This is a genomic window from Streptomyces sp. NPDC005878, from assembly GCF_040629815.1.
In the GTDB taxonomy this organism is placed as follows: Bacteria; Actinomycetota; Actinomycetes; order Streptomycetales; family Streptomycetaceae; genus Streptomyces.
The window spans coordinates 97,465-123,482 of sequence record NZ_JBEXWK010000026.1 but is presented as its reverse complement, the minus strand read 5'-3'; the positions used below and the strand labels follow the sequence as shown (position 1 = coordinate 123,482).

21 protein-coding genes are annotated in these 26,018 nt (G+C 71.4%); 7 read left to right on the top strand and 14 right to left on the bottom strand.

The window, feature by feature from the left end; genetic code table 11:
- Positions 1-245: 245 nt before the first annotated feature.
- A complete protein-coding gene (locus ABZ404_RS29990; protein WP_358832665.1) occupies positions 246-647 on the bottom strand; it encodes a helix-turn-helix domain-containing protein in 402 nt (133 codons plus the stop codon).
- A 106-nt stretch (positions 648-753) separates the two neighbouring features.
- Between ABZ404_RS29990 and ABZ404_RS29985 the strand changes: the two genes are divergently transcribed.
- The 4 genes from ABZ404_RS29985 (at position 754) to ABZ404_RS29970 (ending at position 5,459) form a co-directional block, all read left to right on the top strand.
- Positions 754-1,632: an SDR family oxidoreductase gene (locus ABZ404_RS29985; RefSeq protein WP_358832666.1), complete on the top strand. Its 879-nt coding sequence runs from the start codon at positions 754-756 to the stop codon at positions 1,630-1,632.
- A gap of 215 nt (positions 1,633-1,847) precedes the next feature.
- The gene (gene rarD, locus ABZ404_RS29980; protein ID WP_358832690.1) at positions 1,848-2,759 is read left to right on the top strand and encodes an EamA family transporter RarD; all 912 of its coding nucleotides are present in this window, start codon (positions 1,848-1,850) and stop codon (positions 2,757-2,759) included.
- 692 nt (positions 2,760-3,451) lie between these two features.
- Complete coding sequence (locus tag ABZ404_RS29975) at positions 3,452-4,789, top strand: M28 family metallopeptidase (RefSeq protein ID WP_358832667.1); 1,338 nt, start codon at positions 3,452-3,454, stop codon at positions 4,787-4,789.
- A 94-nt stretch (positions 4,790-4,883) separates the two neighbouring features.
- Positions 4,884-5,459, top strand: coding sequence for an NAD(P)H-dependent oxidoreductase (locus ABZ404_RS29970; protein ID WP_358832668.1), 576 nt, complete (start codon positions 4,884-4,886; stop codon positions 5,457-5,459).
- Here the strand turns inward: ABZ404_RS29970 and ABZ404_RS29965 are convergent.
- The 4 genes from ABZ404_RS29965 to ABZ404_RS29950 form a co-directional block, all read right to left on the bottom strand.
- A complete protein-coding gene (locus ABZ404_RS29965; RefSeq protein ID WP_358832669.1) occupies positions 5,425-6,030 on the bottom strand; it encodes a TetR/AcrR family transcriptional regulator in 606 nt (201 codons plus the stop codon). The two genes, ABZ404_RS29970 and ABZ404_RS29965, sit on opposite strands and share 35 nt — an antisense overlap.
- Positions 6,031-6,198: 168 nt before the next feature.
- Entirely contained in the window at positions 6,199-7,251 is a 1,053-nt protein-coding gene (locus ABZ404_RS29960; protein WP_358832670.1) for an ABC transporter permease subunit, read from the bottom strand.
- Entirely contained in the window at positions 7,238-8,185 is a 948-nt protein-coding gene (locus ABZ404_RS29955; protein WP_358832671.1) for an ABC transporter ATP-binding protein, read from the bottom strand. Before ABZ404_RS29955 ends, ABZ404_RS29960 begins: the two co-directional genes overlap by 14 nt.
- Before the next feature lie 179 nt (positions 8,186-8,364).
- Positions 8,365-9,621: a DUF2092 domain-containing protein gene (locus ABZ404_RS29950; protein WP_358832672.1), complete on the bottom strand. Its 1,257-nt coding sequence runs from the start codon at positions 9,619-9,621 to the stop codon at positions 8,365-8,367.
- 589 nt (positions 9,622-10,210) lie between these two features.
- Here ABZ404_RS29950 and ABZ404_RS29945 point away from each other — a divergent pair.
- Positions 10,211-10,765, top strand: coding sequence for a hypothetical protein (locus ABZ404_RS29945; protein WP_358832673.1), 555 nt, complete (start codon positions 10,211-10,213; stop codon positions 10,763-10,765).
- A 30-nt stretch (positions 10,766-10,795) separates the two neighbouring features.
- Here the strand turns inward: ABZ404_RS29945 and ABZ404_RS29940 are convergent, their stop codons facing one another.
- On the bottom strand, positions 10,796-11,806 hold the full coding sequence (locus tag ABZ404_RS29940; protein WP_358832674.1) for a polyprenyl synthetase family protein: 1,011 nt from the start codon (positions 11,804-11,806) through the stop codon (positions 10,796-10,798).
- A gap of 234 nt (positions 11,807-12,040) precedes the next feature.
- Between ABZ404_RS29940 and ABZ404_RS29935 the strand changes: the two genes are divergently transcribed.
- Positions 12,041-14,035, top strand: a complete 1,995-nt coding sequence (locus ABZ404_RS29935) for a CocE/NonD family hydrolase (protein WP_358832675.1) — start codon at positions 12,041-12,043, stop codon at positions 14,033-14,035.
- 158 nt (positions 14,036-14,193) lie between these two features.
- Positions 14,194-15,417 (top strand): fumarylacetoacetase, encoded by a 1,224-nt coding sequence (fahA, locus tag ABZ404_RS29930; RefSeq protein WP_358832676.1) that lies wholly within the window; start codon positions 14,194-14,196, stop codon positions 15,415-15,417.
- 103 nt (positions 15,418-15,520) lie between these two features.
- Here fahA and recQ read toward each other — a convergent pair whose 3' ends face one another.
- From recQ to nuoH, 8 genes are all read right to left on the bottom strand, one after another.
- Positions 15,521-17,419 (bottom strand): DNA helicase RecQ, encoded by a 1,899-nt coding sequence (gene recQ, locus ABZ404_RS29925; protein ID WP_358832677.1) that lies wholly within the window; start codon positions 17,417-17,419, stop codon positions 15,521-15,523.
- Positions 17,420-17,626: 207 nt separating this feature from the next.
- Positions 17,627-19,282 (bottom strand): NADH-quinone oxidoreductase subunit NuoN, encoded by a 1,656-nt coding sequence (gene nuoN / locus ABZ404_RS29920; protein WP_358832678.1) that lies wholly within the window; start codon positions 19,280-19,282, stop codon positions 17,627-17,629.
- Positions 19,279-20,877, bottom strand: coding sequence for an NADH-quinone oxidoreductase subunit M (locus tag ABZ404_RS29915; protein ID WP_358832679.1), 1,599 nt, complete (start codon positions 20,875-20,877; stop codon positions 19,279-19,281). The genes nuoN and ABZ404_RS29915 overlap by 4 nt, the downstream gene beginning before the upstream one ends.
- A 3-nt stretch (positions 20,878-20,880) precedes the next feature.
- The gene (gene nuoL, locus ABZ404_RS29910; protein ID WP_358832680.1) at positions 20,881-22,836 is read right to left on the bottom strand and encodes an NADH-quinone oxidoreductase subunit L; all 1,956 of its coding nucleotides are present in this window, start codon (positions 22,834-22,836) and stop codon (positions 20,881-20,883) included.
- A 15-nt stretch (positions 22,837-22,851) separates the two neighbouring features.
- Entirely contained in the window at positions 22,852-23,151 is a 300-nt protein-coding gene (nuoK, locus tag ABZ404_RS29905) for an NADH-quinone oxidoreductase subunit NuoK (RefSeq protein ID WP_067163047.1), read from the bottom strand.
- Complete coding sequence (locus ABZ404_RS29900) at positions 23,148-23,960, bottom strand: NADH-quinone oxidoreductase subunit J (RefSeq protein WP_358832691.1); 813 nt, start codon at positions 23,958-23,960, stop codon at positions 23,148-23,150. The genes nuoK and ABZ404_RS29900 overlap by 4 nt, the downstream gene beginning before the upstream one ends.
- A complete protein-coding gene (gene nuoI / locus ABZ404_RS29895) occupies positions 23,960-24,547 on the bottom strand; it encodes an NADH-quinone oxidoreductase subunit NuoI (protein WP_358832692.1) in 588 nt (195 codons plus the stop codon). The genes ABZ404_RS29900 and nuoI overlap by 1 nt, the downstream gene beginning before the upstream one ends.
- Positions 24,548-24,614: 67 nt before the next feature.
- A complete protein-coding gene (gene nuoH, locus ABZ404_RS29890; protein WP_358832681.1) occupies positions 24,615-25,973 on the bottom strand; it encodes an NADH-quinone oxidoreductase subunit NuoH in 1,359 nt (452 codons plus the stop codon).
- Positions 25,974-26,018: the final 45 nt, after the last annotated feature.

Here is a 26,018-nt window from a genome sequence, read left to right as displayed (position 1 = left end):
CCCAAATGACCAACCAACTCGACCAAGCCATCGAACAACACGGCAAAGGCGACCTCACCACCCTCCTCACCGGCAACGACACCTGGACCGTCACCCACCAGGACCACGAGTAGCGGCAGGACGCGGGAGAGTCGACATCAGTGCGGGTGCCCGGGCGGGCACCCGCACTGACGCGTCATGGGGCAGCCGGGGACCGGACCCTCGCGGGTGCGCGATCGCCGTGCGGCCGTGGCGGGGCCGGGGGGCTACGCCGTCCTGGCCGCGCGTGCCTCGTCGTACGCGACGCGGGCCTGCTCCACCTGTTCCATCCGTACGCCGGTCCACTCGGCGAGGGCCCGGACGCGTTCGGCGGCCTCGCGGCCGAGTGGGGTCAGGGAGTAGTCGACGCGGGGCGGGATGACCGGCTTGGCGTCGCGGTGCACGAAGCCGTCGCGCTCCAGCGTCTGGAGGGTCTGGGTCAGCATCTTCTCGCTGACCCTGCCGACGTGCCGGCGCAGCTCGCTGAAGCGGAACGAGCGCTCCATCAGCGCGAGCAGGACGAGGACGCCCCAGCGGCTGGTGACGTGCTCCAGGACGAGCCGGTGCGGACACATCGCCTCGCGCAGGTCCTCGGCGGGCCGGGTGCCACCCGGCGTACTTACTGCCATACCAGTACCTTACTTCAAAGTGGGTACTTACGAAAGGTTAGCGCCCGCCGTACGGTGAGTGGCACGGGGTCCGCACGGGAGCCCAGGAGCCAAGGAGTCACCAGCCATGAGCATCGTCGTCACCGGAGCCACCGGAGCCCTCGGCCGTCTCGTCATCGACGAGCTGCTCGCCGCGGGCGTGCCCGCGGACGGGATAGCCGCCGTCGTACGGAACAAGGAGAAGGCCGCCGGTCTCGCCGAGCGCGGGGTGGAGCTGCGGGTGGCGGACTACAGCGCGCCCGCGACGCTGGCCGGGGCGTTCCGCGCCGGTGACCGCGTCCTGCTGATCTCCGGCAGCGAGGTCGGGCAGCGGGTGGCGCAGCACGCGGCCGTGATCGCGGCGGCGAAGGAGGCCGGGGTGGCGCAGCTCGCGTACACCGGCATCCTCGGCGGGCCGGAGGCCGACTTCCGCCTCGCCGACGAGCACCGGGCCACCGAGGAGCTGATCCTCGACTCGGGGCTGCCGTACACCTTCCTGCGCAACGGCTGGTACACCGAGAACTACACCGCCCAGCTGGAGCCGGTCCTGGCCCACGGGGCGGTCATGTCCAACGCGGGCGAGGGCCGGGTGGCCTCGGCCGCCCGCGCCGACTACGCGGCGGCCGCGGCGGCGGTGCTGACCGGCGAGGGACACCTGGGCCGGGCGTACGAGCTGAGCGGCGACGTGGCGTGGTCGTTCGCCGAGTACGCGGCGGAGGTCGCGAAGGCGACCGGCAAGGAGATCACGTACCGGGCCGTGACGCCCGAGGTGCACCTCGGCATCCTCACGGGCGCGGGCGTCCCGGCGCCGTTCGCCGAGATCCTGGTCGACGTGGACCTCGCGATCGAGCGCGGGCGGCTCGCGGGCACGTCCGGCGACCTGGCGCGGCTGATCGGGCGGCCGACGACGCCGGTCTCCCGCACGATCGCCGAGTCGGTCGCGGCGAGTGCGGCGACCGCGGCCTGACGTGGCCCGGCATGGCCCGGCATGGCCCGGCATGGCCTGAACCCGACGCTCCCTGGTCAGGACCGTTTTCGGATATAGGGCATGACAGCCGTGCCCACCTGGCGCTACCGTCGATGGCGTCGACGCGCGCGCAGGGAGGGCCAGTGGCCGAAGAACCGACAACCGCTGCCGGTGAGCAGCGGACAGGACTGCTGTACGGGATCGGCGCCTACGGGATGTGGGGGCTGGTCCCGCTCTTCTGGCCCCTTCTGAAGCCGGCCGGCCCGGTCGAGATCCTGGCCCACCGGATGGTGTGGTCCCTCGGCTTCGTCGGCCTCGCGCTGCTGGCGCTGCGCCGCTGGGCGTGGATCGGCGAACTCGTCCGCCGGCCGCGCCGGCTGGCGCTCATCGGGCTCGCCGCCGCCGTGATCACCGTCAACTGGGGCGTCTACATCTGGTCGGTGAACTCCGGCCATGTCGTCGAGGCGTCCCTCGGCTACTTCATCAACCCGCTGGTCACCATCGCGATGGGCGTCCTGCTGCTCAAGGAGCGGCTGCGGCCGGTGCAGTGGGTGGCGGTGGCCACCGGCGCGGTGGCGGTGGTGGTCCTGGCGGTGGGGGCGGGCCGGCCGCCGTGGATCTCGCTGACGCTGGCGCTGTCGTTCGCCACGTACGGGCTGGTGAAGAAGAAGGTGAACCTCGGCGGGCTGGAGTCGCTGGCCGCCGAGACGGCGATGCAGTTCGTGCCGGCACTGGCGTATCTGGTGTGGCTGGGGGCGCGCGGGGAGGCGACCTTCGGGTCCGAGGGCGCGGGGCACGGGGCGCTGCTCGCGGCCACCGGGGTCGTCACGGCGGCGCCGCTGGTGTGCTTCGGGGCGGCGGCGATACGGGTGCCGCTGTCCACGCTCGGGCTGCTCCAGTACCTGGCGCCGGTGTTCCAGTTCGGCCTGGGCATCCTGTACTTCCACGAGGCGATGCCGCCCGAGCGGTGGGCGGGGTTCTCGCTGGTGTGGCTGGCGTTGACGTTGCTGACGTGGGATGCGTTGCGGGGGGCTCGGCGGGGGAGGGTGGCGCTGGCTGCGGCTGCGGCGGAGCGGCATGTGGAGCCGCTGCCGGTCGAGCCGCTGCCCGCGCCGGGGGTGCGCTGACCTGACGCCCGCCCCGGGCCCCGTGTTCACCTGCGGCTGGGTGGGGGCTGGCCGCGCAGTTCCCCGCGCCCCTGAAACCGGGCCTCCGGCCCGGACCCTTGTTCGTCTGCCGACCGGTGGGGGTTGCTCGCGCAGTTCCCCGCGCCCCTCAAGAACGGGCCTTCCGGCCCGAAGCCGTATTGGTCTACCGGCCGGTGGGGCTCACTCGCGCAGTTCCCCGCGCCCCTCAAAACCCGGGCCCGGGGACCGTGTTCGACTACCGGCCGGTGGGACTTGCCCGCACAGTTCCCCGCGCCCCTCAAAACCCGGGGCCGGCGACCGTGTTCGACTACCGGCCGGTGGGACTTGCCCGCGCAGTTCCCCGCACCCCTCAAAACCGGCCCCCCGACCGTAATCGTCTGCCCGCCCCTGGGGCTTACTCGCGCAGTTCCCCGTGCCCCTTCAGGGACGCGGGGAACTGCGCGAGCAACCCCCACCCAGCCGCAGGCAAGCAACCGCCCTCCCGGGCGAAGCCCGAGGCTCCCCGCCCGAGGGGTTGAGGGAACGGGCGGGGTGGGGGAACAACCCTTTCGGCCACAGTCCGCTCACCGAACACCCCTGACCGGAATCCGTTCTTGACGGTGAGTGAACCCCTCCCTGAACATCAGGCTCGCGTTTCCGTCCCATCCCCGAACGGAATACGGAGCCCCCACATGCGCATCAAACACCCCATCGCGGCCGCCGCCACCGCCACCGCCGCGGCCCTCGGCCTGGGCATCGGCCTCGCCGCCCCGACCGTACAAGCCGCAGCCCCCGCCCCCACCTCCACCCCCACCGCGCCGGCCGCCGCCGCCCCCGACATACCGATCGCCAACGTCAAGGCGCACCTCACCCAGCTCCAGCAGATAGCCACCGCCAACGGCGGCAACCGCGCCCACGGCCGGGCCGGCTACAAGGCCTCCCTCGACTACGTGAAGGGCAAGCTGGACGCCGCCGGGTACACCACCTCCGTCCAGCAGTTCACCTCCTCCGGCGCCACCGGCTACAACCTGATCGCCGACTGGCCCGGCGGCGACACCTCGCAGACCGTGATGGCGGGCGCCCACCTCGACTCGGTCACCGCGGGCCCCGGCATCAACGACAACGGCTCCGGCTCGGCCGGCATCCTGGAGACCGCGCTCGCCGTCTCCCGCGCGCAGCTCAAGCCCGACAAGCACCTGCGGTTCGGCTGGTTCGGCGCCGAGGAGCTGGGCATGGTCGGCTCGAAGTACTACGTCAACAGCCTCGCGACCGGGGACCGCGCCAAGATCTCCGCGTATCTGAACTTCGACATGATCGGCTCGCCGAACCCGGGCTACTTCGTCTACGACGACGACCCGGCCCTGGAGAAGGTCTTCAAGGACTACTTCGCGACCCTCTCCATACCCACCGAGATCGAGACGGAGGGCGACGGCCGCTCCGACCACGCCCCGTTCAAGAACGCCGGCATACGCGTCGGCGGCCTCTTTTCCGGCGCCGACTACACCAAGACCTCGGCCCAGGCCCAGAAGTGGGGCGGCACGGCGGGCCGCGCGTTCGACGCCTGCTACCACTCCTCCTGCGACACCAGCGCGAACATCAACGACACCGCGCTCGACCACCACAGCGACGCCATCGCCTACGCGCTGTGGCAGCTCTCCACCGGCACCACCACCCCGCCCACCGGTGACACGTACGAGAACACCACCGACGTCACCATCCCGGACTCCCCCGGCGCGGCCGTGACCTCGTCGGTCTCCGTGACCGGGCGTACGGGCAACGCGCCCTCCGCGCTCAAGGTCGGCGTGAACATCGTCCACACCTACAGCGGTGACCTGGTGGTCGACCTCATCGGCCCGAGCGGCACGGCGTACCGGCTGCACAACTCCTCGTCGGACTCCACGCCGAACATCAACACCACGTACACCGTCAACGCCTCCGCCGAGACGGCGAACGGGACGTGGAAGCTGAAGGTGCAGGACAAGGGGCCGCAGGACACCGGGTACATCAACAGCTGGAAGCTGACCTTCTGACCGTGCCCTCCTGAAGGGACGGTTCGACCCCACCCGCAAAGAGTATGCGTGTGCATATACTGCATGCGCATACTCTCTTCCGGGGGGACGACCCATGGCCCGCACTTTCCTTTTCCTGCTCGGCAGTACGCGCCCGGGCGGCAACTCCGAGCAGCTGGCCAGACTCGCCGCCGAGCAGGTGCCGGGCGACGTCCCTCAGCGCTGGCTCGACCTCTCGCGGCTGCGGCTGCCCGAGTTCGGCGACCGGCGCCACGACGGCGAGGGCCTGTACGCCGACCCGACCGGGGACGCGGCGACCCTCCTCGGGGCCACCCTGGAGGCCACCGACCTCGTCATCGTCTCGCCGCTGTACTGGTACAGCGTCTCGACCCCGGTCAAGCGCTACCTCGACCACTGGGCGGGATGGATGCGGGTGCCGGGGCTGGAGTTCCGGCCGCGGATGGCCGGGCGCACCCTGTGGGGCGTGACGGCGCTGGCCGGCACCGACCACTCCGTGGCCGATCCGCTGGTGGGGACCCTGCGGCACACCGCCGCGTACATGGACATGCGGTGGGGCGGCGTCCTGCTCGGCTCGGCCAACCGGCCCGGCACCATCGGGCAGGACACCGGCGCGACCGTCCGCGCCAAGACCTTTTTCAGCTCGCGGCCGGAGCTCGCAACGCACGCATGACGTGCGCGACCAGCACGGCGATCCTGTCCGGGTCGTGGAACGGCCGCTTCAGCGCGTGCCGGTAGTACAGCGGCCCGTACAGCATCTCCACCGCCAGCTCCAGGTCGGCGTCCGGTGGCAGCTGCCCCGCCCGCTGGCCGGCGCGCAGCCGCTCGTACACCAGCGAAACCCGCGGCACCACCAGCGCCTCATTGACGGCCTTGGCCAGGGCCTCGTCGTGCAGGAGCTCGGAGAGGATCCCGGTGTACGCGGATCCGATCACCGGCGAGGTGAAGACCCGCATCACGCTCGTGACATGCGTCACGATGTCCCGGTCCACGTCGCCCGTGTCGGGCAGGGGCGAGGTGCTGACCACGGCCTCGATCACGGCCTCCAGGAGCAGCGCGCCCTTCGTCGCCCACCAGCGGTAGATCGTCTTCTTGCTGACCCCGGCACGGGCCGCGATGCCCTCGATCGTCACCCGCCCATAGCCGTTTTCCGCGCACAGTTCGAGCGCCGCGGAGAGGATCGCGCGGCGCGATCTCTCGCTCCGGCGCCGGGGGTTGGGGGCGTGCGGTGGCGGCTCGGTCACGGTGCGAGTCTACGAGGACGGTCCGTAGCGTATTGACAGCGGAATGGTCTGCTCCAAGAATGTGCCAAGGAAACGGCACGTGTCGTGTCGAGCCGCCACGGGGGTCGGCTCGCACGACCGTTCCGTCTTCCCTCGTCCTTCCCCCTCTCCCGGGCGTCCGGCGGTCCTTCAGGCCGTGATGTCCTTGGCCGTGAAGCGTGCCCAGGCCGCCGATCCGAACACCGCCACGTACACCGCCTGCAACTCGACGTTCTTCACCAGCTGGTCCCAGTAGACCGGCACCCGCAGCAGGTCCGCGAAGGACAGCCAGTAGTGCGGGAAGAGGTAGGGCTGTATCGCGTGCAGCTGGGGGATCTGGTCCAGGATCTGCACGGTGATCAGCAGGCCGACCGTCGCCGCCATCGCCGCGACACCGCTGCCGGTGAGGGTGGAGATGAACAGGCCGAGCGCGGCCATGCCGGTCAGGGAAAGCGCCACCGCCCCGGCGACCGCGAGCGCGCGCACCAGCCCTTCGGCGAACGATATCTGCGTACCCGACAGGGTCGTGACGTCGCCGAGCGGGAAGAGCAGCGCCCCCACGGCGAGCGCGGACGCCGCCACGACCAGGGTCGCCAGCAGGCAGAACGCGAGCGTCGAGGCGTACTTCGCGAGCAGCAGCCTGGTCCGCCCGGCCGGGGCGACCAGCAGATAGCGCAGGGTGCCGCTGTTGGCCTCGCCCGCTATCGCGTCGCCCGCGACCACGCCGATCGCCATCGGCAGGAAGACGGGAAGGGTCGCGGCGAGCCCGGCGAAGACGAGGAACAGCCCGTTGTTGGTGATCTGCGAGATGAAGGCCGGGCCGCCACCGCCACTGGGACCGGCCGTGCCGCCGCCGCGCGTCTCGATCTTCACGGCGATACCGATCAGGACCGGGACGGCCGCGAGCACCCCGAGCAGCGCGAGGGTGCGCCACCGCCGGACGACGGTGACCAGCTCGGACCGGAAGAGCCCGAGCGTCCACAGGGGGCTGGGCCGCCGCGACCCGGCCCCGGGCGCGCCGGGGGCCGCCTGCGCCTCCGTCACACCACGGGTCGCCTGCTCCGGCTCCGTCACACCACGGGCCCGCGCCTCCTCGGGCGCACCGGCCGCCGCCCGCGCCCGCTCCGACCCGCTCGCAGCCGGGGCGGCCGGGGGCTTCGCCCCGGGCGCGTCCTGCGCCGCGTTCACCTCAGCCCGCGACATCGAACCCCTCCCCCGTCAGCGCCACGAACGCGTCCTCCAGCGAGGCCCGTTCGACCCCGAAGCCCCTCACCCGTACGCCGCCGTGCACCAGCGCGGCGTTGAGCTCGGCCAGTTCCCCCTCGTCCGGCGGGAGCTCGCCGGTCACGCGGTCGCCGTCCACGGTCACGTCCGCCACCCCGCGCTCCTTGAGCAGCCGGGCCGCGTCCGCCGGGTCGGGGGTGATGACCGCGAGCCGGCCGCGGTTGCCCCCCGCCAGCTCGGCCACCTCGCCCTGGACGACGAGCCGGCCCTGGGTCATCACCGCCGCGTGCGTACAGACCTGCTCGATCTCGTCCAGGAGGTGGGAGGAGAGGAAGACGGTGGTGCCGTCGGCCGCGAGCTCGCGCACCAGGGCACGGATCTCCCGCATGCCCTGCGGGTCGAGGCCGTTGGTCGGCTCGTCCAGGACCAGCAGCTTGCGGGGCTGGAGCAGCGCGGCCGCGAGCCCGAGCCGCTGCTTCATGCCCAGCGAGTACGCCCGCGCCTTCTTTCCGGACGCGGCGGCGAGACCGACCCGGTCCAGCGCGTGCGCGACGCGGCTCGCGCGGGTGCGGGGGTCGGCGGTCGGGTCGGCCGAGTCGTACCGTACGAGGTTGTCGCGGCCGGAGAGGAACCCGTACAGCGCGGGGCCCTCGATCAGGGCTCCCACCTGCGGAAGGACCGCGCGGCCCGCGCGGGGCATGGGGCTGCCGAGGACCCGGGCGGTGCCCGAGGTCGGCTCGATCAGGCCCATCAGCATGCGGATGGTGGTCGTCTTGCCGGAGCCGTTGGGGCCGAGGAAGCCGAAGATGCTCCCGCCGGGGACGGTGAGGTCCAGCCCGTCCACGGCCAGTTGGCCGCCGCGGTACCTCTTGGTGAGACCGCGGGTCTCGATCACCGATGGAGAGTTCTCCACCCCGCCCCTTCCCTTGCCCGGTGCTTCGCCCCGGGACGCCGTTCGTCTGCGGACCGTTGTCTGCGGACCGTTGTCTGCGGACCGTGCTCCGCACGTCGTGGCGTGCGGGGGCGGAAGGGGGACCGGGCAGCCGGGGCCACACCCCCGGGACCGCGGTCCCCCTCCGCCGACCGCCGCGCCTACTTCGCCGCGTTGGCCGCGTTCACCAGCGCGTCCTTGGTCACCGCGCCCACGAACACCTTGCCGTCGTCCGTCACCAGCGCGTTGATCAGCCGGGTCTTGAAGACCGTGCCCGAGCCGAACGGGCCCGTGACCTTGTCGCCCAGCGAGCTGAGGAACTTCTCGGCCTCCGGCGGGACATCGCCCCTGCCGCCCTTGCCGGAGTGCGCGGACGGGATGCCCTTACCTCCTGGAACGTCGAGGCGGGCGATGGAGTTCCAGCCCTTGCCGATGACGTCGAGACCCTTGAACCCGGCGCCCTGGGCGCCCTTGAAGCCCCGCTCGCCCCGGCCCGCGTGCCCCTTGCCGTCGTCCTGGGTGACCTTCGCGCCCTTGGGCGGCGTGAAGTCGAAGGTCGAGGCGGACGGCTTGCCGAAGTCGACCTTCGTGAAGCCCGCGTCGATCACCGCCTTGCCGCCACCGGCCGGCGCGAGGGTGAACTTCAGCGGCACCCCGTTCCTGGCGTCCACCGCGATCCGTATCGCGCCAATGGTCGAGCCGGACTGCTTCGGCTTGATCACCAGCTGGTACGCGTCCCGGCCCGCCACGTGGGAGGTGCCGTCCACGGTCACCGAGGTGGTCGGGTCGACGCCCTTCAGTGCCTGCTCGGCCAGCGCCTTGGGCGTGGTCGGCAGGGACTCGGGGGCCTGACCCGGACGGCCGTGGCCCTTGGCCGCACCGCCCGCGAGCCCCTTCTTGCCGTCGGCGGCCCGCTGGGAGTGGTAGACCTCGTTGGAGGCGCTGTCGTACGCCCACACGTCGTCCCCGCTGTGGACGACGCTGTACTCCGACGCCTTGTCGAGCACCGACAGCTTCTGCTTGTCGGGGCCGTCGGCCGCCACCCGCAGGGTGTGCGAGCCGGAGGCGAGCTCCATCAGCTTGCTGTCGGGCGAGGCGGACGAGCCGCCCTCGCCGGCGCCGCCCTTGGGCGCGAAGGAGCCGAGGCCGCCGAAGGACGGCAGACCCAGATCCGTGGTGATCTTCACCGTGCCGGAGAGCTGCTGGGCGTCCGACGCGGCGATCTTCTCGATGAGCTGCTGTGCGCTGATCTTCGGCAGATCCGGGTCACCCGAGGCCGCGAGCGCCGGGACCAGCCCGATGGTCGCGGCCGCCACCCCCGCCACCCCGACCGGGACCAGGTAGCGCGCGGCCTTGCGGCGGCCCGCGACGAGGTCTCCGGCCTCCTCGGTGGTGTGTGCGCTGTCGTTCGGTGCCATGTGTGCCTTACCTCCGTGGTCGGCGGCGTCCGTCCGTAGTGCTGCGCTCTGTCCACCCCGCGCCGCCATTCTCACCCGAATTGGTCAGGAGTGGTCTTCTCCATCTGACCAAATCGGCCGCCGCCAGGCGTCACCCCTCGGGAGCAACCTCGTGTACCTCTCTGGGATGACACCCTCGCCCCTCGGCCGGGCCGACCAGTAGGGGTTGTACGTCGCGTACCTGTCATTCGCGTCAACTCCGCCGAGGCCAGGACCGGTTGTTCCCGGCCGTCGCCAACCCGCCCGGATCCGCCTCGCACTTGGACGCTCCTCGGCCACGGACCGGGCGCCCGCTCGTGCGCCGGTGCGTGCGCCCGGCGGCGCCGCCGTCGCCCGTCCCTCCCGGCGGCGGTGCCGCGCGCAGACGCGCCGGGGCCGGTTGACTGGTGTTTCACCGGGTAGGCGGCTGTCCGGACAGCGCCACCGAGCCCCGATCATGTGACCTGGGTCACACTCTTGGCTGATCGGGTGTTCGAGTCGCTTTGGGCCGGAATCCGTACACCTGAACAGGAGCAACCGGCACCGACCGTGCCCACCAAAGGGGAGCGCCATGCTCAGCGTCCACCGCATCGCCTTCGGCACGGCGGCCGGGACAGCCGTCCTGGCGCTGGCCGCCACCGGGTGCGGAAGCGGCACCAGTACGCACGACGGACAGTCCACGACGGCACCCGCGACCCCGGAACGGGCCGCCTCCGCCCTCAGCGCGACCCGGGTCGACAAGGTCGGCACGGTGGTCACGGACGGCGACGGATACGTCCTCTACCGCTTCGACAAGGACAGCGCGAAGCCGTCCCGCTCCGCCTGTCTGGCCGCCTGCGCGGCGATCTGGCCGCCCGTCCCCGCCACCGCCGCGCCGACCGTCAAGGGCGTCGACAGGGCGCTGGTCGGCAAGGTCGCCCGCCCCGACGGCACGACCCAGCTCACCCTCGGGGGCTGGCCGCTCTACCGGTACGCCAAGGACGACGCGCCCCACCAGGCGTACGGGCAGGGCGCCGCCGGCACCTGGTTCGCGATCACCCCGGCGGGGGGAAAGGCCACCGCCGACACGGGCGGCGGCACGACCTCCGGCGGTGTCAGCACACCGCCGAGCGGCTCCGGGTACTGAGGAAACCGTCCGGACGGGCGGGGACCGGGCCTAGCCCGCGCGGTGCACCACCGCGTCGCACAGCTCCTCCAGAGCCGCCTTCGCGTAGCACTCGGGGAGCGGCGCCAGCGTGGCGCGGGCCTCCTCCGCGTACCGCACGGTGTCCCTGCGGGCCTGTTCGAGGGCCGGGTGGACCCGCAGCCGGCGCAGCGCCTCGGCGTGCCGGGCGTCGTCCGTCAGGTCGCCGTCGAGCAGCGCGACGAGCTCCAGGTCCTCCGGGCGGCCGTGCTGGGCGGCGTGCGCCCGCAGGTGCAGGACCGGCAGTGTGGGGATGCCCTCGCGCAGGTCGGTGCCGGGGGTCTTGCCGGACTCGTGCGAGTCGCTGGCGATGTCCAGGACGTCGTCGGCCAGCTGGAAGGCGGTACCGAGCCGCTCGCCGTACTGGGTGAGGATGTCCACGACCGACTCGTCGGCGCCGGACATCATCGCGCCGAAGCGGCCGGAGACGGCCACCAGCGAGCCGGTCTTGCCGGCGAGTACGTCGAGGTAGTGGTCCACGGGGTCGCGGCCGTCGCGCGGGCCCGCGGTCTCCAGGATCTGGCCGGTGACCAGCCGTTCGAAGGCCTCGGCCTGGATGCGCACGGCCTCCGGGCCCAGGTCGGCCAGTATGTGCGAGGCGCGGGCGAACAGGAAGTCGCCGGTGAGGACCGCGACCGAGTTGTCCCAGCGGACGTTGGCGCTGGCCACCCCGCGCCGCACCTCGGCCTCGTCCATGACGTCGTCGTGGTAGAGCGTCGCCAGATGCGTGAGCTCCACGACCACCGCCGAGGGCACGACACCCGGCGCGTACGGGTCGCCGAACTGCGCGGCGAGCATCACGAGCAGCGGCCGGAAGCGTTTGCCGCCCGCGCGCACGAGGTGCTGCGCGGCCTCCGTGATGAAGGGGACCTCGCTCTTGGTGGCGTCGAGCAGGCCCGCCTCGACTGCCGCCAATCCGGTCTGGACATCGGCCTCAAGAGCCTGGTCCCGCACGCTCAGCCCGAACGGCCCGACGACGGTCACGAGAGGTACTCCTGTCTGCTGACGATCACACGGATTGTCGATGTGTCGCTGCCTTCACTCAAGTCAGCGTATCCGGTCGTTGTTCGATCACCGTTGGCGCCTTCCCGTCACCCCCCGCGCACAGCCCGATGGACCCCGGTATGTTCGTGATCAGCCAATATCTTAGGAAAGATGCTGATTGTCCGGAACACCCACCGAGACCGTGCCCGGCCCGGCGCCGAGGGGTAGCTGACCATGCGGATCCGCACCGACTTCCCGTACGAGACCACGCGCGCGGACGTGCTCGTCCCGCTCCCGGACGGGACGAGGCTGTACGCGCGGATCTGGCGCCCGGTGACCGAGGAGCCGGTCCCGGCGCTGCTCGAATACGTGCCCCACCGCCTCACCGACGCCACCGCGCCGCGCGACCGGCAGCGCCATCCCTGGTACGCGGGGCACGGCTACGCCTGCGTACGCGTCGACGTGCGCGGGCACGGCAACAGCGAGGGGCTGCCGGGCGACCGGTGCGACGCGACCGAGCTCGCGGACGGGGTCGCGGTCGTCGAGTGGCTCGCCGCGCGGCCCTGGTGCGACGGCAAGGTCGGCATGATCGGGATCTCCTGGGGCGGCTTCAACTCCCTCAAGATCGCGGCCCTGGCGCCCGGGCCGCTCAAGGCGGTCGTCACCGTCTGCGCGCCGGACGACCGCTATGACAACGACGGGCACTACCTGGGAGGTTCCGTCCTCGCGGAAGCCATGCACGCGCGGGCGGCGAGGACGCTGGCGTTCACGGCACGCCCGCCGGACCCGGCACACGTCGGCGAGCGGTGGAGCCGGCTGTGGGCGGAGCGGCTGGAGGCCCTGGAGCCGCCGCTGCACACCTGGCTGGCCCACCAGCGGCGCGACGACTACTGGAGGCACGGCAGCGTCCGCGAGGAGTACGGGGCGATCCGGGCCGCCGTGCTCGCGGTGGGCGGCTGGCACGACCCGTACCGGGACAGCGTGCTGCGCCTGGTGGAGCACCTGCCCGCGGACTGGGTGCGCGGGCTGATCGGGCCGTGGTCGCACCAGTACCCGGACCGGGGCCTTCCGCCGGGGCCCGCCATCGGCTTCCTCCAGGAGAGCCTGCGCTGGTGGGACCAGTGGCTCCGGGGACGGGACAGCGGGATCATGGACGAGCCGCTGCTGCGCTCCTGGATCAGCGGCTCGCACCGGCCCGCCACGGTCTACGGGGAGCTGCCCGGCCGCTGGGTCGGCGACCCGGCCTGGCCCTCACCGCACGTCACCCCTGTCGTGTACACGCTCGGGGGCACTCCGGTCCGGGTCGCCTCCCCGCAGCACACCGGTCTGGACGCGGGCCGCTTCCTCCCGTCCGGCGGCGACGGCGACCTGCCGCCGGACCAGCGCGCCGAGGACGCGCACTCGGCGGTGTTCGACTACCCGGTGCCGGACGGGCCGCCGCTGGAGATCCTGGGGTGCCCGCGGGTGACGCTGCGGCTGCGGGTGGACGTGCCGTTCGGGCAGGCCGTCGCGCGGCTGTGCGATGTGGCGCCGGACGGCTCGTCCACGCTGGTCACCCGGGGCGCGCTCAACCTGTCCGCGCGCGAGGGACCGGACCGCGCGGACGCCTGGCCGCTGGGCGCCACCCAGGACGTGACGTTTCCCCTCGCCGCCATCGGCCACAGCTTCCCGCCCGGCCACCGCGTCCGCCTGGCCGTCTCCTCGGCGTACTGGCCGTGGCTCTGGCCGCAGGCGGACTCGGCGGGCTTCACGCTCGACCCGCAGGACAGCGCCCTGAGCCTGCCCGTCCGTGAGCACACGGCCGACACCGTCGTCTTCGACGAGCCCGAGCAGGCGGCGCCGCTCGGCGTGGTCTGCCCCGAGCCGCTGGACGAGCCCCGGCCCGAGCGCCTGGTCGTCCGCGATGTCGCCAAGGGCGAGTGGCGCCTGGAAGTGGCGCCCCGCTCCGGCGGTACGAAGGTCCACCCCGACGGTCTCGAGGTCACCGAGGAGGTGGTGGAGACGTACACCATCGAGGAGGCGGACCCGCAGTCCGCCCGCACCCGCTCCGACTGGAGCCTGCGGCTGCACCGGCCGGAGCTCGCCTGGAACGTGACCATCACCACCCGCTCCGAGCTCGCTTGCGACGCGGCGGACTTCCTCGCCTCGGACGAGGTGGTGTGCCGGGACGGCGACGAGATCGTCTTCCACCGGACCTGGGAGAAACGCATCCCCCGGACGGCGGGCTGAAAGGGTCCGGCGCCGCGCGAGGAGCGCCAGGAGGAAGGGGGCAACCGTCCCTCCCCGACGGGGAGTTTCCGGACATCGCACACTCTTTGGGCCCTGCCCGCGCGACCACCGCCGACGTAACGTGTCCTGAACACCCGTGGAAAGCGAGGCAGGCACAGATGTCCGAGCAGAGCCCGCTCGACCTGGCCGAGGGCGACCCCTTCGGCCCGCACAACCTTCCGTACGGCGTCTTCTCCACGCCCGACGCGCCCGACCACCGCCGCGTCGGCGTCCGCATCGGCAACCATGTCCTCGACGCGGGGGCCGCCGCGCACGCGCTCGGCTCCCCGTACGCGGCGCTGCTCGCCAGGCCCACGCTCAACCCGCTGCTCGCGGCCGGGCGCACGGCCTGGCGCGATGTGCGGCGCGCGCTCACCGCGTGGGTGACGGTGCCCGCGCACCGGCCCGACATAGAGCCCCTGCTGCACCCGCTGGACACGGTCACCCTGCACCTGCCGTACGAGGTCGCGGACTACGTCGACTTCTACGCGAGCGAGCACCACGCCACCAACGTGGGCCGGATCTTCCGGCCGGACGGGGACGCGCTCACCCCCAACTGGAAGCACCTGCCCATCGGTTACCACGGCCGGTCCGGCACGATCGTGGTGTCGGGGACGGACGTGGCCCGCCCGCACGGGCAGCGCAAGGCGCCCTCGGACCCGGCGCCGGTGTTCGGCCCCTCGGTGAAGCTGGACATCGAGGCCGAGGTGGGCTTCGTGGTGGGCACCCCCTCCGAGCTGGGCAGGCCGGTGGAGCTGGCCTCCTTCGAGGACCACGTCTTCGGTCTGTTCCTGCTGAACGACTGGTCGGCGCGGGACATCCAGGCATGGGAGTACGTGCCGCTGGGCCCCTTCCTCGGCAAGTCCTTCGCCACCTCCGTCTCGGCGTGGGTGACGCCGCTGGAGGCGCTGACGGCCGCCCGGGTGGCCCCGCCCGCGCGGGACTTCCCGCTGCTGCCCTACCTCGACGACGCGTCGGCGGAGGTGCCGGGGGGCTTCGACATCCACATCTCGGTCGCCCTCAACGGGCAGGTGGTGGCCGAGCCGCCGTTCGCCGGCATGTACTGGACCGCCGCCCAGCAGCTCGCCCACATGACGGTGAACGGCGCCTCGCTGCGCACCGGCGACGTGTACGGCTCGGGGACCGTGAGCGGCCCCGAGCGCGACCAGCGCGGCTCCTTCCTTGAGCTCACCTGGAACGGTACGGAGCCGATGGACCTCACCACCGGCAAGCGCACGTTCCTGGAGGACGGCGACGTCGTCACCATGACCGCGTGGGCCCCCGGCCCGGACGGCGTCCGGGTCGGGCTCGGCGAGGTCACGGGCCGGATCGTCGAGTCCTGACGGGACAGGCGCCGGAACCTGACGGGACAGGCATCGAGTCCTGGCGGGACAGGTTCCGAGTCCTGGCGGGACAGGCGGAGGGGCGCCCGGCGCGCCCCTCCGCCTACTCCTGCTCCCCCAGCACCGCCAGCACGCCCTCGCCGTACGTCACCAGCTTCTTCTCGCCCACCCCGGCGATCGTGCCCAGCTCCTCCACCGAACCGGGGCGGGCCACGGCGATCTCCCGCAGGGTGGCGTCATGGAAGATCACATACGCGGGGACGCCCTGCTCGCGGGCCTGCGCGGCCCGCCAGGCGCGCAGGGCCTCGAAGAGCGGGGCGGCCTCCTGCGGGAAGTCGGCCGGGGCGGCCTTGGCCTTGCCCGCACCACGTGCCCGGGGCGCGCGCTCGGGCTTCGCCGGCTCCGAGCGGAGCCTGACCTCGCGCCCGCCGCCCAGGACCTCCCCGCTCGTCCCGGTCAGGACCAGCGTCCCGTACTCGCCCTCCACCGCCAGCAGGCCCTGGGCGAGCAACTGCCGCACCACGCCCCGCCACTGTGCCTCGGAGAGGTCCTCGCCGATGCCGAACACCGACAGCCCGTCGTGGTCGAACTGGATGACCTTGGCGGTCTTGCGGCCGAGCAGGATGTCGATGATCTGGCCCGCCCCGAACTTCTGGCGCCGCTCCCGCTCCAGCCGTACGACCGTCGAGAGCACCTTCTGGGCGGCCACCGTGCCGTCCCAGGTCTCCGGCGGGTTCAGACAGGTGTCGCAGTTGCCGCAGTGGGCGGCCGGGGCGTCCTGGCCGAAGTACTGGAGGAGCTGGGCGCGGCGGCACTCGGCGGTCTCGCAGAGCGCCAGCATCGAGTCCAGATGGGCGCCCGCCCGGCGCCGGAACGCCTCGTCGCCCTCACCGCCCTGGATGAGCTTGCGCTGCTGGACCACGTCCTGGAGGCCGTACGCCATCCACGCGGTGGACGGCAGGCCGTCGCGGCCCGCGCGGCCCGTCTCCTGGTAGTACCCCTCGACCGACTTGGGCAGGTCCAGGTGGGCCACGAACCGCACGTCGGGCTTGTCGATGCCCATGCCGAACGCGATGGTCGCCACCACGACCAGGCCGTCCTCGCGCAGGAAGCGGGACTGGTGCAGCGCGCGCGTGGCCGCGTCCAGGCCCGCGTGGTACGGCACGGCCGCCACGGCGTTGTCGCTCAGATACTGGGCGGTCTTCTCCACCGAGGCGCGCGAGAGGCAGTAGACGATGCCCGCGTCCCCCTCGTGCTCCTCCTTGAGGAAGGTCAGGAGCTGCTTCTTGGGGTCGTTCTTCGGCACGATCCGGTACTGGATGTTGGGCCGGTCGAAGCTCGCCTCGAAGTGGCGGGCCCTGGGCATCACGAGCCGGTCGGTGATCTCGCGGTGGGTGACCCGCGTCGCCGTCGCCGTCAGGGCGATGCGCGGCACGTCCGGCCAGCGCTCCCCCAGCATCGACAGCGCCAGGTAGTCCGGGCGGAAGTCGTGGCCCCACTGCGCCACGCAGTGCGCCTCGTCGATCGCGAAGACGGAGATCTTCGCCCGGGAGAGCAGGTCGAGCGTGGCCTCCACGCGCAGCCGCTCCGGGGCCAGGTAGAGCAGGTCGAGCTCGCCCGCGAGGAGCTCCGCCTCCACCGTGCGGCGCTCGTCGAAGTCCTGCGTGGAGTTGATGAAGCCGGCCCGCACGCCGAGCGCCCGCAGTGCGTCGACCTGGTCCTGCATCAGGGCGATGAGGGGCGAGACCACCACTCCCGTACCGGGTCTGACCAGGGCGGGGATCTGGTAGCAGAGCGACTTTCCGGCGCCCGTGGGCATGAGCACCACGGCGTCGCCGCCGTTCACCACGTGCTCGATGACCGCGCCCTGGTCGCCGCGGAAGCTCTCGTAGCCGAAGACCCGGTTCAGCGTCCGCAGCGCCTCGCTCCCGGCCGCCGGCCCGTCCGTCGTCCCGGCCACCGGCTGGTCCACCACCTCGACCGCCCCTTCTGTCCCGTTCATCCCACCGTCCCCCACCGTCGTCCTCGTAACTCCGCCACCCCTGCCACGATAGGGGTCCGGGCGGACACGCCCTGCCGCAGTCGGACCGGATCGCGCCATAACCGCAGGTCGGACGAGCTGAAAAGTTATCCACAGGGTCCTGACGGGGGTAGCGCGGAGCCCCGGCACGAGGGGACGTACCGGGGCTCCTGGACCTCCCGGGGGCGCTTACCGCACGAAGACCCCCGCCTGGCCGGCCAGATCCAGGAAGTACTGCGGCGCCACGCCCAGCACCAGCGTCACCGCGACGCCGACGCCGATCGCCGTCATCGTCAGCGGCGAGGGAACGGCCACGGTCGGCCCGTCCGCCTTGGGCTCGCTGAAGAACATCAGGACGATCACCCGGATGTAGAAGAACGCGGCGATCGCCGAGGAGATCACACCGACCACGACCAGCGCCCCCGCGCCTCCCTCCGCCGCCGCCTTGAAGACCGCGAACTTCCCCGTGAAGCCGGAGGTCAGCGGGATGCCGGCGAAGGCGAGCAGGAAGACCGCGAACACCGCCGCCACCAGGGGCGAACGGCGGCCGAGCCCGGCCCACTTGGACAGGTGCGTCGCCTCGCCGCCCGCGTCGCGCACCAGCGTGACGACCGCGAACGCCCCGATCGTCACGAACGAGTACGCGCCGAGGTAGAACAGCACCGACGAGATGCCGTCCGCGTTGGTCGCGATCACACCGGCGAGGATGAAGCCCGCGTGCGCGATCGACGAGTACGCGAGGAGCCGCTTGATGTCGGTCTGGGTGATCGCCACGATCGCGCCGCCGACCATCGTGACGATGGCGACGCCCCACATGACCGGCCGCCAGTCCCAGCGCATCCCGGGCAGCACCACGTACAGCAGCCGCAGCAGCGCGCCGAAGGCGGCGACCTTGGTGGCGGCGGCCATGAAGCCGGTGACCGGGGTGGGAGCGCCCTGGTAGACGTCCGGCGTCCACATGTGGAACGGCACCGCGCCGACCTTGAACAGCAGCCCCATCAGGAGCATCGCGCCGCCGATCAGCAGCAGCGCGTCGTTGCCCATGGTGCCCGCGAGCGCCGGGTCCACGGTCTGGACCGTGCCGTCGACGACGTCCGCGATCGTCGCGTACTGGACGGAGCCCGCGTATCCGTACAGAAGCGCGATGCCGAACAGCAGGAACGCCGACGAGAAGGCGCCGAGCAGGAAGTACTTCACGGCCGCTTCCTGCGACATCAGCCGCTTGCGGCGGGCCAGCGCGCAGAGCAGGTAGAGCGGCAGGGAGAAGACCTCCAGCGCCACGAAGAGCGTCAGCAGGTCGTTGGCCGCCGGGAACACCAGCATGCCGGAGACGGCGAAGAGCGCCAGCGGGAAGACCTCGGTGGTGGTGAAACCGGCCTTGACCGCCTCCTTCTCGCTGTCGCTGCCGGGCACGGACGCGGCCTGCGCGGCGAAGGAGTCGACCCGGTTGCCGTGGGCGTCGGGGTCGAGGCGGCGCTCGGCGAAGGTGAAGACGGCGACGATCGAGGCGAGGAGAATGGTCCCCTGGAGGAAGAGCGCCGGGCCGTCGACGGCCACCGCGCCCATCGCCGCGATGTGCGCCTTCGTCGTGCCGTACCCGTCCGCTGCGAGCGCGACGACCGCGGCGAAGGCGGCGGCGAGCGCCACGACGGAGAGGAACACCTGGGCGTAGTACCGGCTTCTGCGCGGGACGAACGCCTCGACCAGCACGCCCACCACCGCCGCGCCGAGCACGATCAGCGTGGGTGCCAGCTGGGCGTACTCGATGTGCGGCGCCGGGATCTTGTCGACCTTCCCGTCGGCCGCCGTCGTCCACAGGCTGTGGACAGCTGCTGCTGTGCTCACTGGGCCGCCTCCACCACGGGCTCGGGGTCCTTCTTGTGTACGTCGGACATGGTGTGCTGGACCGCCGGGTTGACGATGTCGGTCAGCGGCTTGGGGTAGACCCCGAGGAAGACCAGGAGCGCGATCAGCGGGGCGACCACCAGCAGCTCGCGGACCTTCAGGTCGGGCATGCCCCGCACCTCGTCCTTGACCGGGCCGGTCATCGTCCGCTGGTAGAGCACCAGCACGTACAGCGCGGCCAGCACGATGCCCAGCGTGGCGATCACGCCGATCGCCGGATAGCGGCTGAACGTGCCCACCAGGACCAGGAACTCGCTCACGAAGGGCGCGAGGCCCGGCAGCGAGAGGGTTGCCAGACCGCCCACCAGGAACGTGCCCGCGAGCAGCGGGGCCACCTTCTGCACCCCTCCGTAGTCCGCGATCAGTCGCGAGCCGCGGCGGGAGATCAGGAAGCCGGCCACCAGCATCAGCGCGGCCGTGGAGATCCCGTGGTTGACCATGTAGAGCGTGGCGCCGGACTGGCCCTGGGTGGTCATCGCGAAGATGCCCATGACGATGAACCCGAAGTGCGAGATCGACGCGTACGCCACCAGGCGCTTGATGTCGCGCTGGCCGACCGCCAGCAGCGCCCCGTAGATGATGCTGATCACGGCGAGGACCAGGATCACCGGTGTGGCCCACTTGGAGGCCTCGGGGAAGAGCTGGAGGCAGAAGCGGAGCATCGCGAAGGTGCCGACCTTGTCGACCACCGCCGTGATCAGCACCGCGACCGGGGCCGTGGCCTCGCCCATCGCGTTCGGCAGCCAGGTGTGCAGCGGCCACAGCGGGGCCTTCACCGCGAAGGCGAAGAAGAAGCCGAGGAACAGCAGCCGTTCGGTGTTGGTCGCCATGTCCAGCGAGCCGTTCGCGCGCGCCGCCGCGATCTCGTCGAGCGAGAAGGTCCCGGCGACGTCGTAGAGGCCGATCACCGCGGCCAGCATGATCAGACCGCCGACCAGGTTGTAGAGCAGGAACTTGACCGCCGCGTACGACCGCTGGGTGGCCGCCGCCTCATCCCCCCGGGCCGCGTCGGCTGCGGATCGATACGAGCCGTGGGCCCGGTCGCCGAAGCCGCCGATGAGGAAGTACATCGGGATCAGCATGGCTTCGAACAGGATGTAGAAGAGGAAGACGTCGGTGGCCTCGAAGGAGAGGATCACCATCGCCTCGACGGCGAGGATCAGGGCGAAGAAGCCCTGGGTCGGGCGCCAGCGGCTGGTGTGCGTCTCCAGGGGATCGGCGTCGTGCCAGCCCGCGGCGATGACGAACGGGATCAGCAGGACCGTGAGCGCGATCAGCGCCACCCCGATGCCGTCCACGCCCAGTTCGTAGCGGACGCCGAAGTCCTTGATCCAGGCGTGCGACTCGGTCAGTTGGTACCGGTCGCCGCCCGGCTCGAAGCGGACGAGCTGGACGGCGCCGAGGACCAGCGTGCCGAGCGAGACCAGCAGCGCCAGCCACTTGGCGGCCGTCCGCCGCTCGGCCGGGACGGCGGCGGTGGCGATCGCGCCGACCGCCGGGAGCGCCGCCGTCGCGGTAAGGAGGGGGAACGACATGCCTTACACCGCCCTCATCAGCAGGGTCGCGGCGATGAGCACCGCCGCGCCTCCGAACATCGACACCGCGTAGCTGCGGGCGAAGCCGTTCTGCAGCTTGCGCAGCCGGCCGGAGAGCCCGCCGAACCCGGCCGCGGTGCCGTTGACCACGCCGTCGACCAGGGTGTGGTCGACGTACACCAGCGAGCGGGTGAGGTGCTCGCCGCCGCGGACCAGGACCACGTGGTTGAAGTCGTCCTGGAGCAGGTCGCGGCGGGCGGCCCGGGTGAGCAGCGAGCCGCGCGGGGCGGTGACCGGGACGGGCTTGCGTCCGTACTGGAGGTACGCGAGGCCGACGCCGATCAGCAGCACCGTGACGGTGGCGGCGGTGACCGCCGCCTCGCTCACCGGCGAGTCGCCGTGCGAGAGGCTCGTGACCGGCTCCAGCCACTTCACGAACGACTCGTTGATGCTGAAGAGCCCGCCCGCGAGGACCGAGCCGAAGGCCAGCACGATCATCGGGATCGTCATGGTGCCGGGCGACTCGTGCGGGTGCGGCCGGGCGTGCTCGCCGCGGTGCTCGGCGGCCGGCTCCACGCCGGGCTCGGCCGGCGAGGGGGTCGGGGCGTCGCGCCAGCGCTCCTCGCCGAAGAACGTCATCAGCATCACGCGCGTCATGTAGTACGCGGTGATGGCGGCACCCAGCAGGGTGACCGCGCCGAGGATCCAGCCCTCGGTGCCGCCCTTGGCGAAGGCCGCCTCGATGATCTTGTCCTTGGACCAGAAGCCGGACAGGCCCGGGAAGCCGATGATGGCGAGGTAGCCGAGGCCGAAGGTGATGAAGGTGACCGGCATGTACTTGCGCAGGCCGCCGTACTTGCGCATGTCGACCTCGTCGTTCATCCCGTGCATCACGGAGCCCGCGCCGAGGAAGAGCCCGGCCTTGAAGAAGCCGTGGGTCACCAGGTGCATGATCGCGAAGGGGTAGCCGATGGGGCCGAGGCCGGTGGCGAGCACCATGTAGCCGATCTGCGACATCGTCGAGCCCGCCAGGGCCTTCTTGATGTCGTCCTTGGCGCAACCGACGATCGCACCGAACAGGAGCGTGACCGCGCCGACGACCACCACGACCGTCTGCACGTCCGGCACCGCGTTGAAGATCACCCCGGAGCGGGTGATCAGGTAGACGCCGGCGGTCACCATCGTCGCCGCGTGGATCAGGGCCGAGACCGGGGTCGGGCCCTCCATCGCGTCCCCGAGCCAGGACTGCAGCGGCACCTGGGCGGACTTGCCGCAGGCGGCGAGCAGCAGCATCAGACCGATGGCCGTGTTGCGGCCGTCACTGGTCTCGCCGACCTGGTCGAAGACGGTCGCGAAGGCGAACGAGCCCCAGGTGGTGAACATGACCATGATGGCGATGGACAGGCCCATGTCGCCGACCCGGTTGACCAGGAAGGCCTTCTTGGCCGCCGTCGCCGCGCTCGGCTTGTGCTGCCAGAAGCCGATGAGCAGGTAGGACGCCAGACCGACGCCCTCCCAGCCCACGTACAGCAGCAGGTAGTTGTCGGCGAGGACCAGCAGGAGCATCGCCGCGAGGAACAGGTTGAGGTAGCCGAAGAAGCGCCGGCGGTTCTCGTCGTGCTCCATGTAGCCGATCGAGTAGATGTGGATCAGGGTGCCCACACCGGTGATCAGCAGGACGAAGGTCATGGACAGCTGGTCGAGCTGGAAGCCGACGTCGGCCTGGAAGCCCTCCACCGGGATCCAGCTGAACAGGTGCTTGTGCACCGCCCGTTCGTCGGCCGAGCGGCCCAGCATGTCGGCGAAGAGCGCCACGCCGAGGCCGAAGGAGACGGCCGCGAGCAGGGTGCCCACCCAGTGTCCGACGGCGTCGAGCCGCCGCCCGCCGCACAGCAGGACGGCCGCTCCGAGCAGAGGCGCCGCGATCAGCAGCGCAATCAGGTTCTCTGTGTTTCCCACGGTTCTAGCGACCCCTCAGAGCTTCATCAGGCTGGCGTCGTCGACCGAGGCCGAGTGGCGGGAACGGAAGAGCGACACGATGATCGCGAGTCCGACGACGACCTCCGCGGCGGCGACGACCATCGTGAAGAACGCGATGATCTGGCCGTCGAGGTTGCCGTGCATCCGGGAGAAGACCACGAACGCGAGGTTGCAGGCGTTGAGCATCAGCTCGACGCACATGAAGACCACGATCGCGTTCCGCCTGATGAGCACGCCGGCCGCGCCGATGGTGAACAACAGGGCTGACAGATAGAGATAGTTGACGGGATTCACTTCGCGGCCTCCTCTTCCCGGCCGAGCCGCTCCGCGGAGCGCTGCTCCAGCGCCTTCAGGTCGGACAGCGCCTCGCTGGACACGTCACGGATCTGACCGCGGCCGCGCAGCGTCTGGTTGACGGTGAGCTCGGACGGCGTGCCGTCGGGCAGCAGGCCCGCGATGTCCACCGCGTTGTGCCGGGCGTAGACACCCGGGGCCGGCAGGGGCGGCAGGTGCTTGCCCTCGCGCACGCGCTGCTCGGAGAGCTCGCGCTGGGTCCTGGCGCGCTCGGTGCGCTCGCGGTGGGTGAGCACCATCGCGCCGATCGCCGAGGTGATGAGCAGGGCGCCGGTGATCTCGAAGGCGAACACGTACTTGGTGAAGATGAGGGCGGCCAGACCCTCCACGTTGCCCCCGGCGTTGGCCTGCTTCAGGCCGTCGAAGTGCTTCAGGGAGGCGTTGGCGATGCCCGCGACGAGGAGCACCCCGAAGCCGATCCCGCAGACCGCGGCCCAGACGCGCTGGCCCTTGATGGTCTCCTGGAGCGAGTCGGCGGCGGTGACACCGACCAGCATCACCACGAAGAGGAAGAGCATCATGATCGCGCCGGTGTAGACGACGACCTGGACGATGCCCAGGAAGTACGCCCCGTTGGCGAGGTAGAAGACCGCCAGGATGATCATGGTCCCGGCCAGGCACAGCGCACTGTGCACGGCCTTCTTCATCAGGACGGTGCACAGCGCGCCGATGACGGCGACGGTGGCGAGCACCCAGAACTGGAACGCCTCCCCGGTGGAGGTCGTCGTGGCGGAGACGGCGAGCTGCATCACGCGTCCACCTCCTCGGGCTGCTCCCCGGTGGCGGGCTGTCCGGCGGCGGGGGGCCGCTCGCCCTTGGAGACGGCGACCTGGCGGACCGTGCCGGGGGCGGCCTCGGTGACCAGGCCCCGGTAGTAGTCCCCCTCGGTCATCCCGGGATGGATCGCGTGCGGCGAGTCGACCATGCCCTCGTCGAGCCCGGCGAGCAGCTGCTCCTTGGTGTAGATCAGGTTCGCGCGACTGCTGTCGGCCAGTTCGAACTCGTTGGTCATCGTCAGCGCGCGCGTGGGGCACGCCTCGATGCACAGGCCGCACAGGATGCAGCGGGCGTAGTTGATCTGGTAGACGATTCCGTACCGCTCGCCCGGCGAGTAGCGCTCCTCGTCCGTGTTGTCGGCGCCCTCCACATAGATCGCGTCGGCCGGGCAGGCCCAGGCGCACAGCTCGCAGCCGACGCACTTCTCCAGGCCGTCCGGATGCCGGTTGAGCTGGTGGCGCCCGTGGAAGCGGGGAGCCGTGGTCTTCGGCTGCTCCGGATACTGCTCGGTCAGCCGCTTCTTGAACATGGCCTTGAAGGTCACGCCGAAGCCGGCCACGGGGTTGAGGAACTTGTCCTCGGACGAAGCCCCGGGCTCCCCCGGAGTCCCCGCCGGTTCCGATGACTTAGACACCCTCGTCCTCCCTTCCGTCACGGTCACTCTCAGTATCGGACCCACCACTGACAACCAACTCCCGCTCGTGCCTGGGGCGTCGGCGCGGCACCGGCGGAAGGGTCTGGCCGGGCAGCGGTGGCACCGGGTATCCGCCCGCCATCGGGTCGAACGCGGGTGGCGCGGCCTCGGCCGCCGACTCCTCCTTGCGTCCCCGGAAGACGTCCGCGACCAGCGAGATCAGCAGGACGGCGACGACCGCGCCGGCCACGTACAGCACGATCCTGGAGAAGTCGTGGCCGTCGTTGCGCAGCGCGCGCACGGTCGCCACCAGCATCAGCCAGACGACCGAGACCGGGATGAGGACCTTCCAGCCGAGCTTCATCAGCTGGTCGTAGCGGACGCGGGGCAGCGTGCCGCGCAGCCAGATGAAGAAGAACAGCAGCAGCTGGACCTTGATGACGAACCAGAGCATCGGCCACCAGCCGTGGTTGGCGCCCTCCCAGAAGGTGGACACGGGCCACGGGGCCCGCCAGCCGCCCAGGAAAAGGGTGGTCGACACCGCCGAGACGGTGACCATGTTGACGTACTCGGCCAGCATGAACAGCGCGAACTTGATCGACGAGTACTCGGTGTTGAAACCGCCGACGAGGTCGCCCTCGGACTCGGGCATGTCGAAGGGGGCGCGGTTGGTCTCGCCCACCATGGTGACCACGTAGATGATGAACGAGACCGGCAGCAGCACGATGTACCAGCGGTCGTGCTGCTGGGCGACGATCTCCGAGGTCGACATCGACCCCGAGTAGAGGAAGACCGAGGCGAAGGCCGCGCCCATCGCGATCTCGTACGAGATCATCTGCGCGCACGAGCGGAGCCCGCCGAGCAGCGGGTACGTCGACCCGGAGGACCAGCCCGCGAGCACGATGCCGTAGATGCCGACCGAGGCGCACGCGAGGACGTAGAGCATCGCGATCGGCAGGTCGGTGAGCTGCATCGTGGTGCGGTGGCCGAAGATCGAGACCTCGTTGCCGGACGGCCCGAAGGGGATCACGGCGATCGCCATGAAGGCGGGGATCGCGGCGACGATCGGGGCCAGGACGTAGACCACCTTGTCGGCCCGCTTGACGACCACGTCCTCCTTCAGCATCAGTTTGATGCCGTCGGCGAGGGACTGGAGCATCCCCCAGGGGCCGTGCCGGTTGGGGCCGATGCGCAGCTGCATCCAGGCGACGACCTTGCGTTCCCAGACGATCGAGAACAGCACGGTCACCATCAGGAAGGCGAAGCAGAACACCGCCTTGAGGGCGATGAGCCACCAGGGGTCGCGGCCGAACAGGGAGAGGTCCTCGGCCGCGAGGAAGGTCGGGGTCACGCGCGCACCTCCGGTACGTGGACGGCGGCGCCCGGTGCCGCGGGG

Excerpts from the sequence above, each read along its gene's own strand:
- ABZ404_RS29985 (WP_358832666.1), top strand. The coding sequence starts at position 754 with ATGAGCATCGTCGTCACCGGAGCCACCGGAGCCCTCGGCCGTCTCGTC.
- ABZ404_RS29970 (WP_358832668.1), top strand. The coding sequence starts at position 4,884 with ATGGCCCGCACTTTCCTTTTCCTGCTCGGCAGTACGCGCCCGGGCGGC.
- fahA (WP_358832676.1), top strand. The coding sequence starts at position 14,194 with ATGTCCGAGCAGAGCCCGCTCGACCTGGCCGAGGGCGACCCCTTCGGC.
- ABZ404_RS29900 (WP_358832691.1), bottom strand. The coding sequence starts at position 23,960 with ATGCAGCTCGCCGTCTCCGCCACGACGACCTCCACCGGGGAGGCGTTC.
- ABZ404_RS29990 (WP_358832665.1), bottom strand. The coding sequence starts at position 647 with ATGGCAGTAAGTACGCCGGGTGGCACCCGGCCCGCCGAGGACCTGCGC.
- ABZ404_RS29915 (WP_358832679.1), bottom strand. The coding sequence starts at position 20,877 with ATGTCGTTCCCCCTCCTTACCGCGACGGCGGCGCTCCCGGCGGTCGGC.
- ABZ404_RS29950 (WP_358832672.1), bottom strand. The coding sequence starts at position 9,621 with ATGGCACCGAACGACAGCGCACACACCACCGAGGAGGCCGGAGACCTC.
- ABZ404_RS29935 (WP_358832675.1), top strand. The coding sequence starts at position 12,041 with ATGCGGATCCGCACCGACTTCCCGTACGAGACCACGCGCGCGGACGTG.
- ABZ404_RS29960 (WP_358832670.1), bottom strand. The coding sequence starts at position 7,251 with ATGTCGCGGGCTGAGGTGAACGCGGCGCAGGACGCGCCCGGGGCGAAG.
- recQ (WP_358832677.1), bottom strand. The coding sequence starts at position 17,419 with ATGAACGGGACAGAAGGGGCGGTCGAGGTGGTGGACCAGCCGGTGGCC.
- rarD (WP_358832690.1), top strand. The coding sequence starts at position 1,848 with ATGTGGGGGCTGGTCCCGCTCTTCTGGCCCCTTCTGAAGCCGGCCGGC.
- ABZ404_RS29975 (WP_358832667.1), top strand. The coding sequence starts at position 3,452 with ATGCGCATCAAACACCCCATCGCGGCCGCCGCCACCGCCACCGCCGCG.
- ABZ404_RS29945 (WP_358832673.1), top strand. The coding sequence starts at position 10,211 with ATGCTCAGCGTCCACCGCATCGCCTTCGGCACGGCGGCCGGGACAGCC.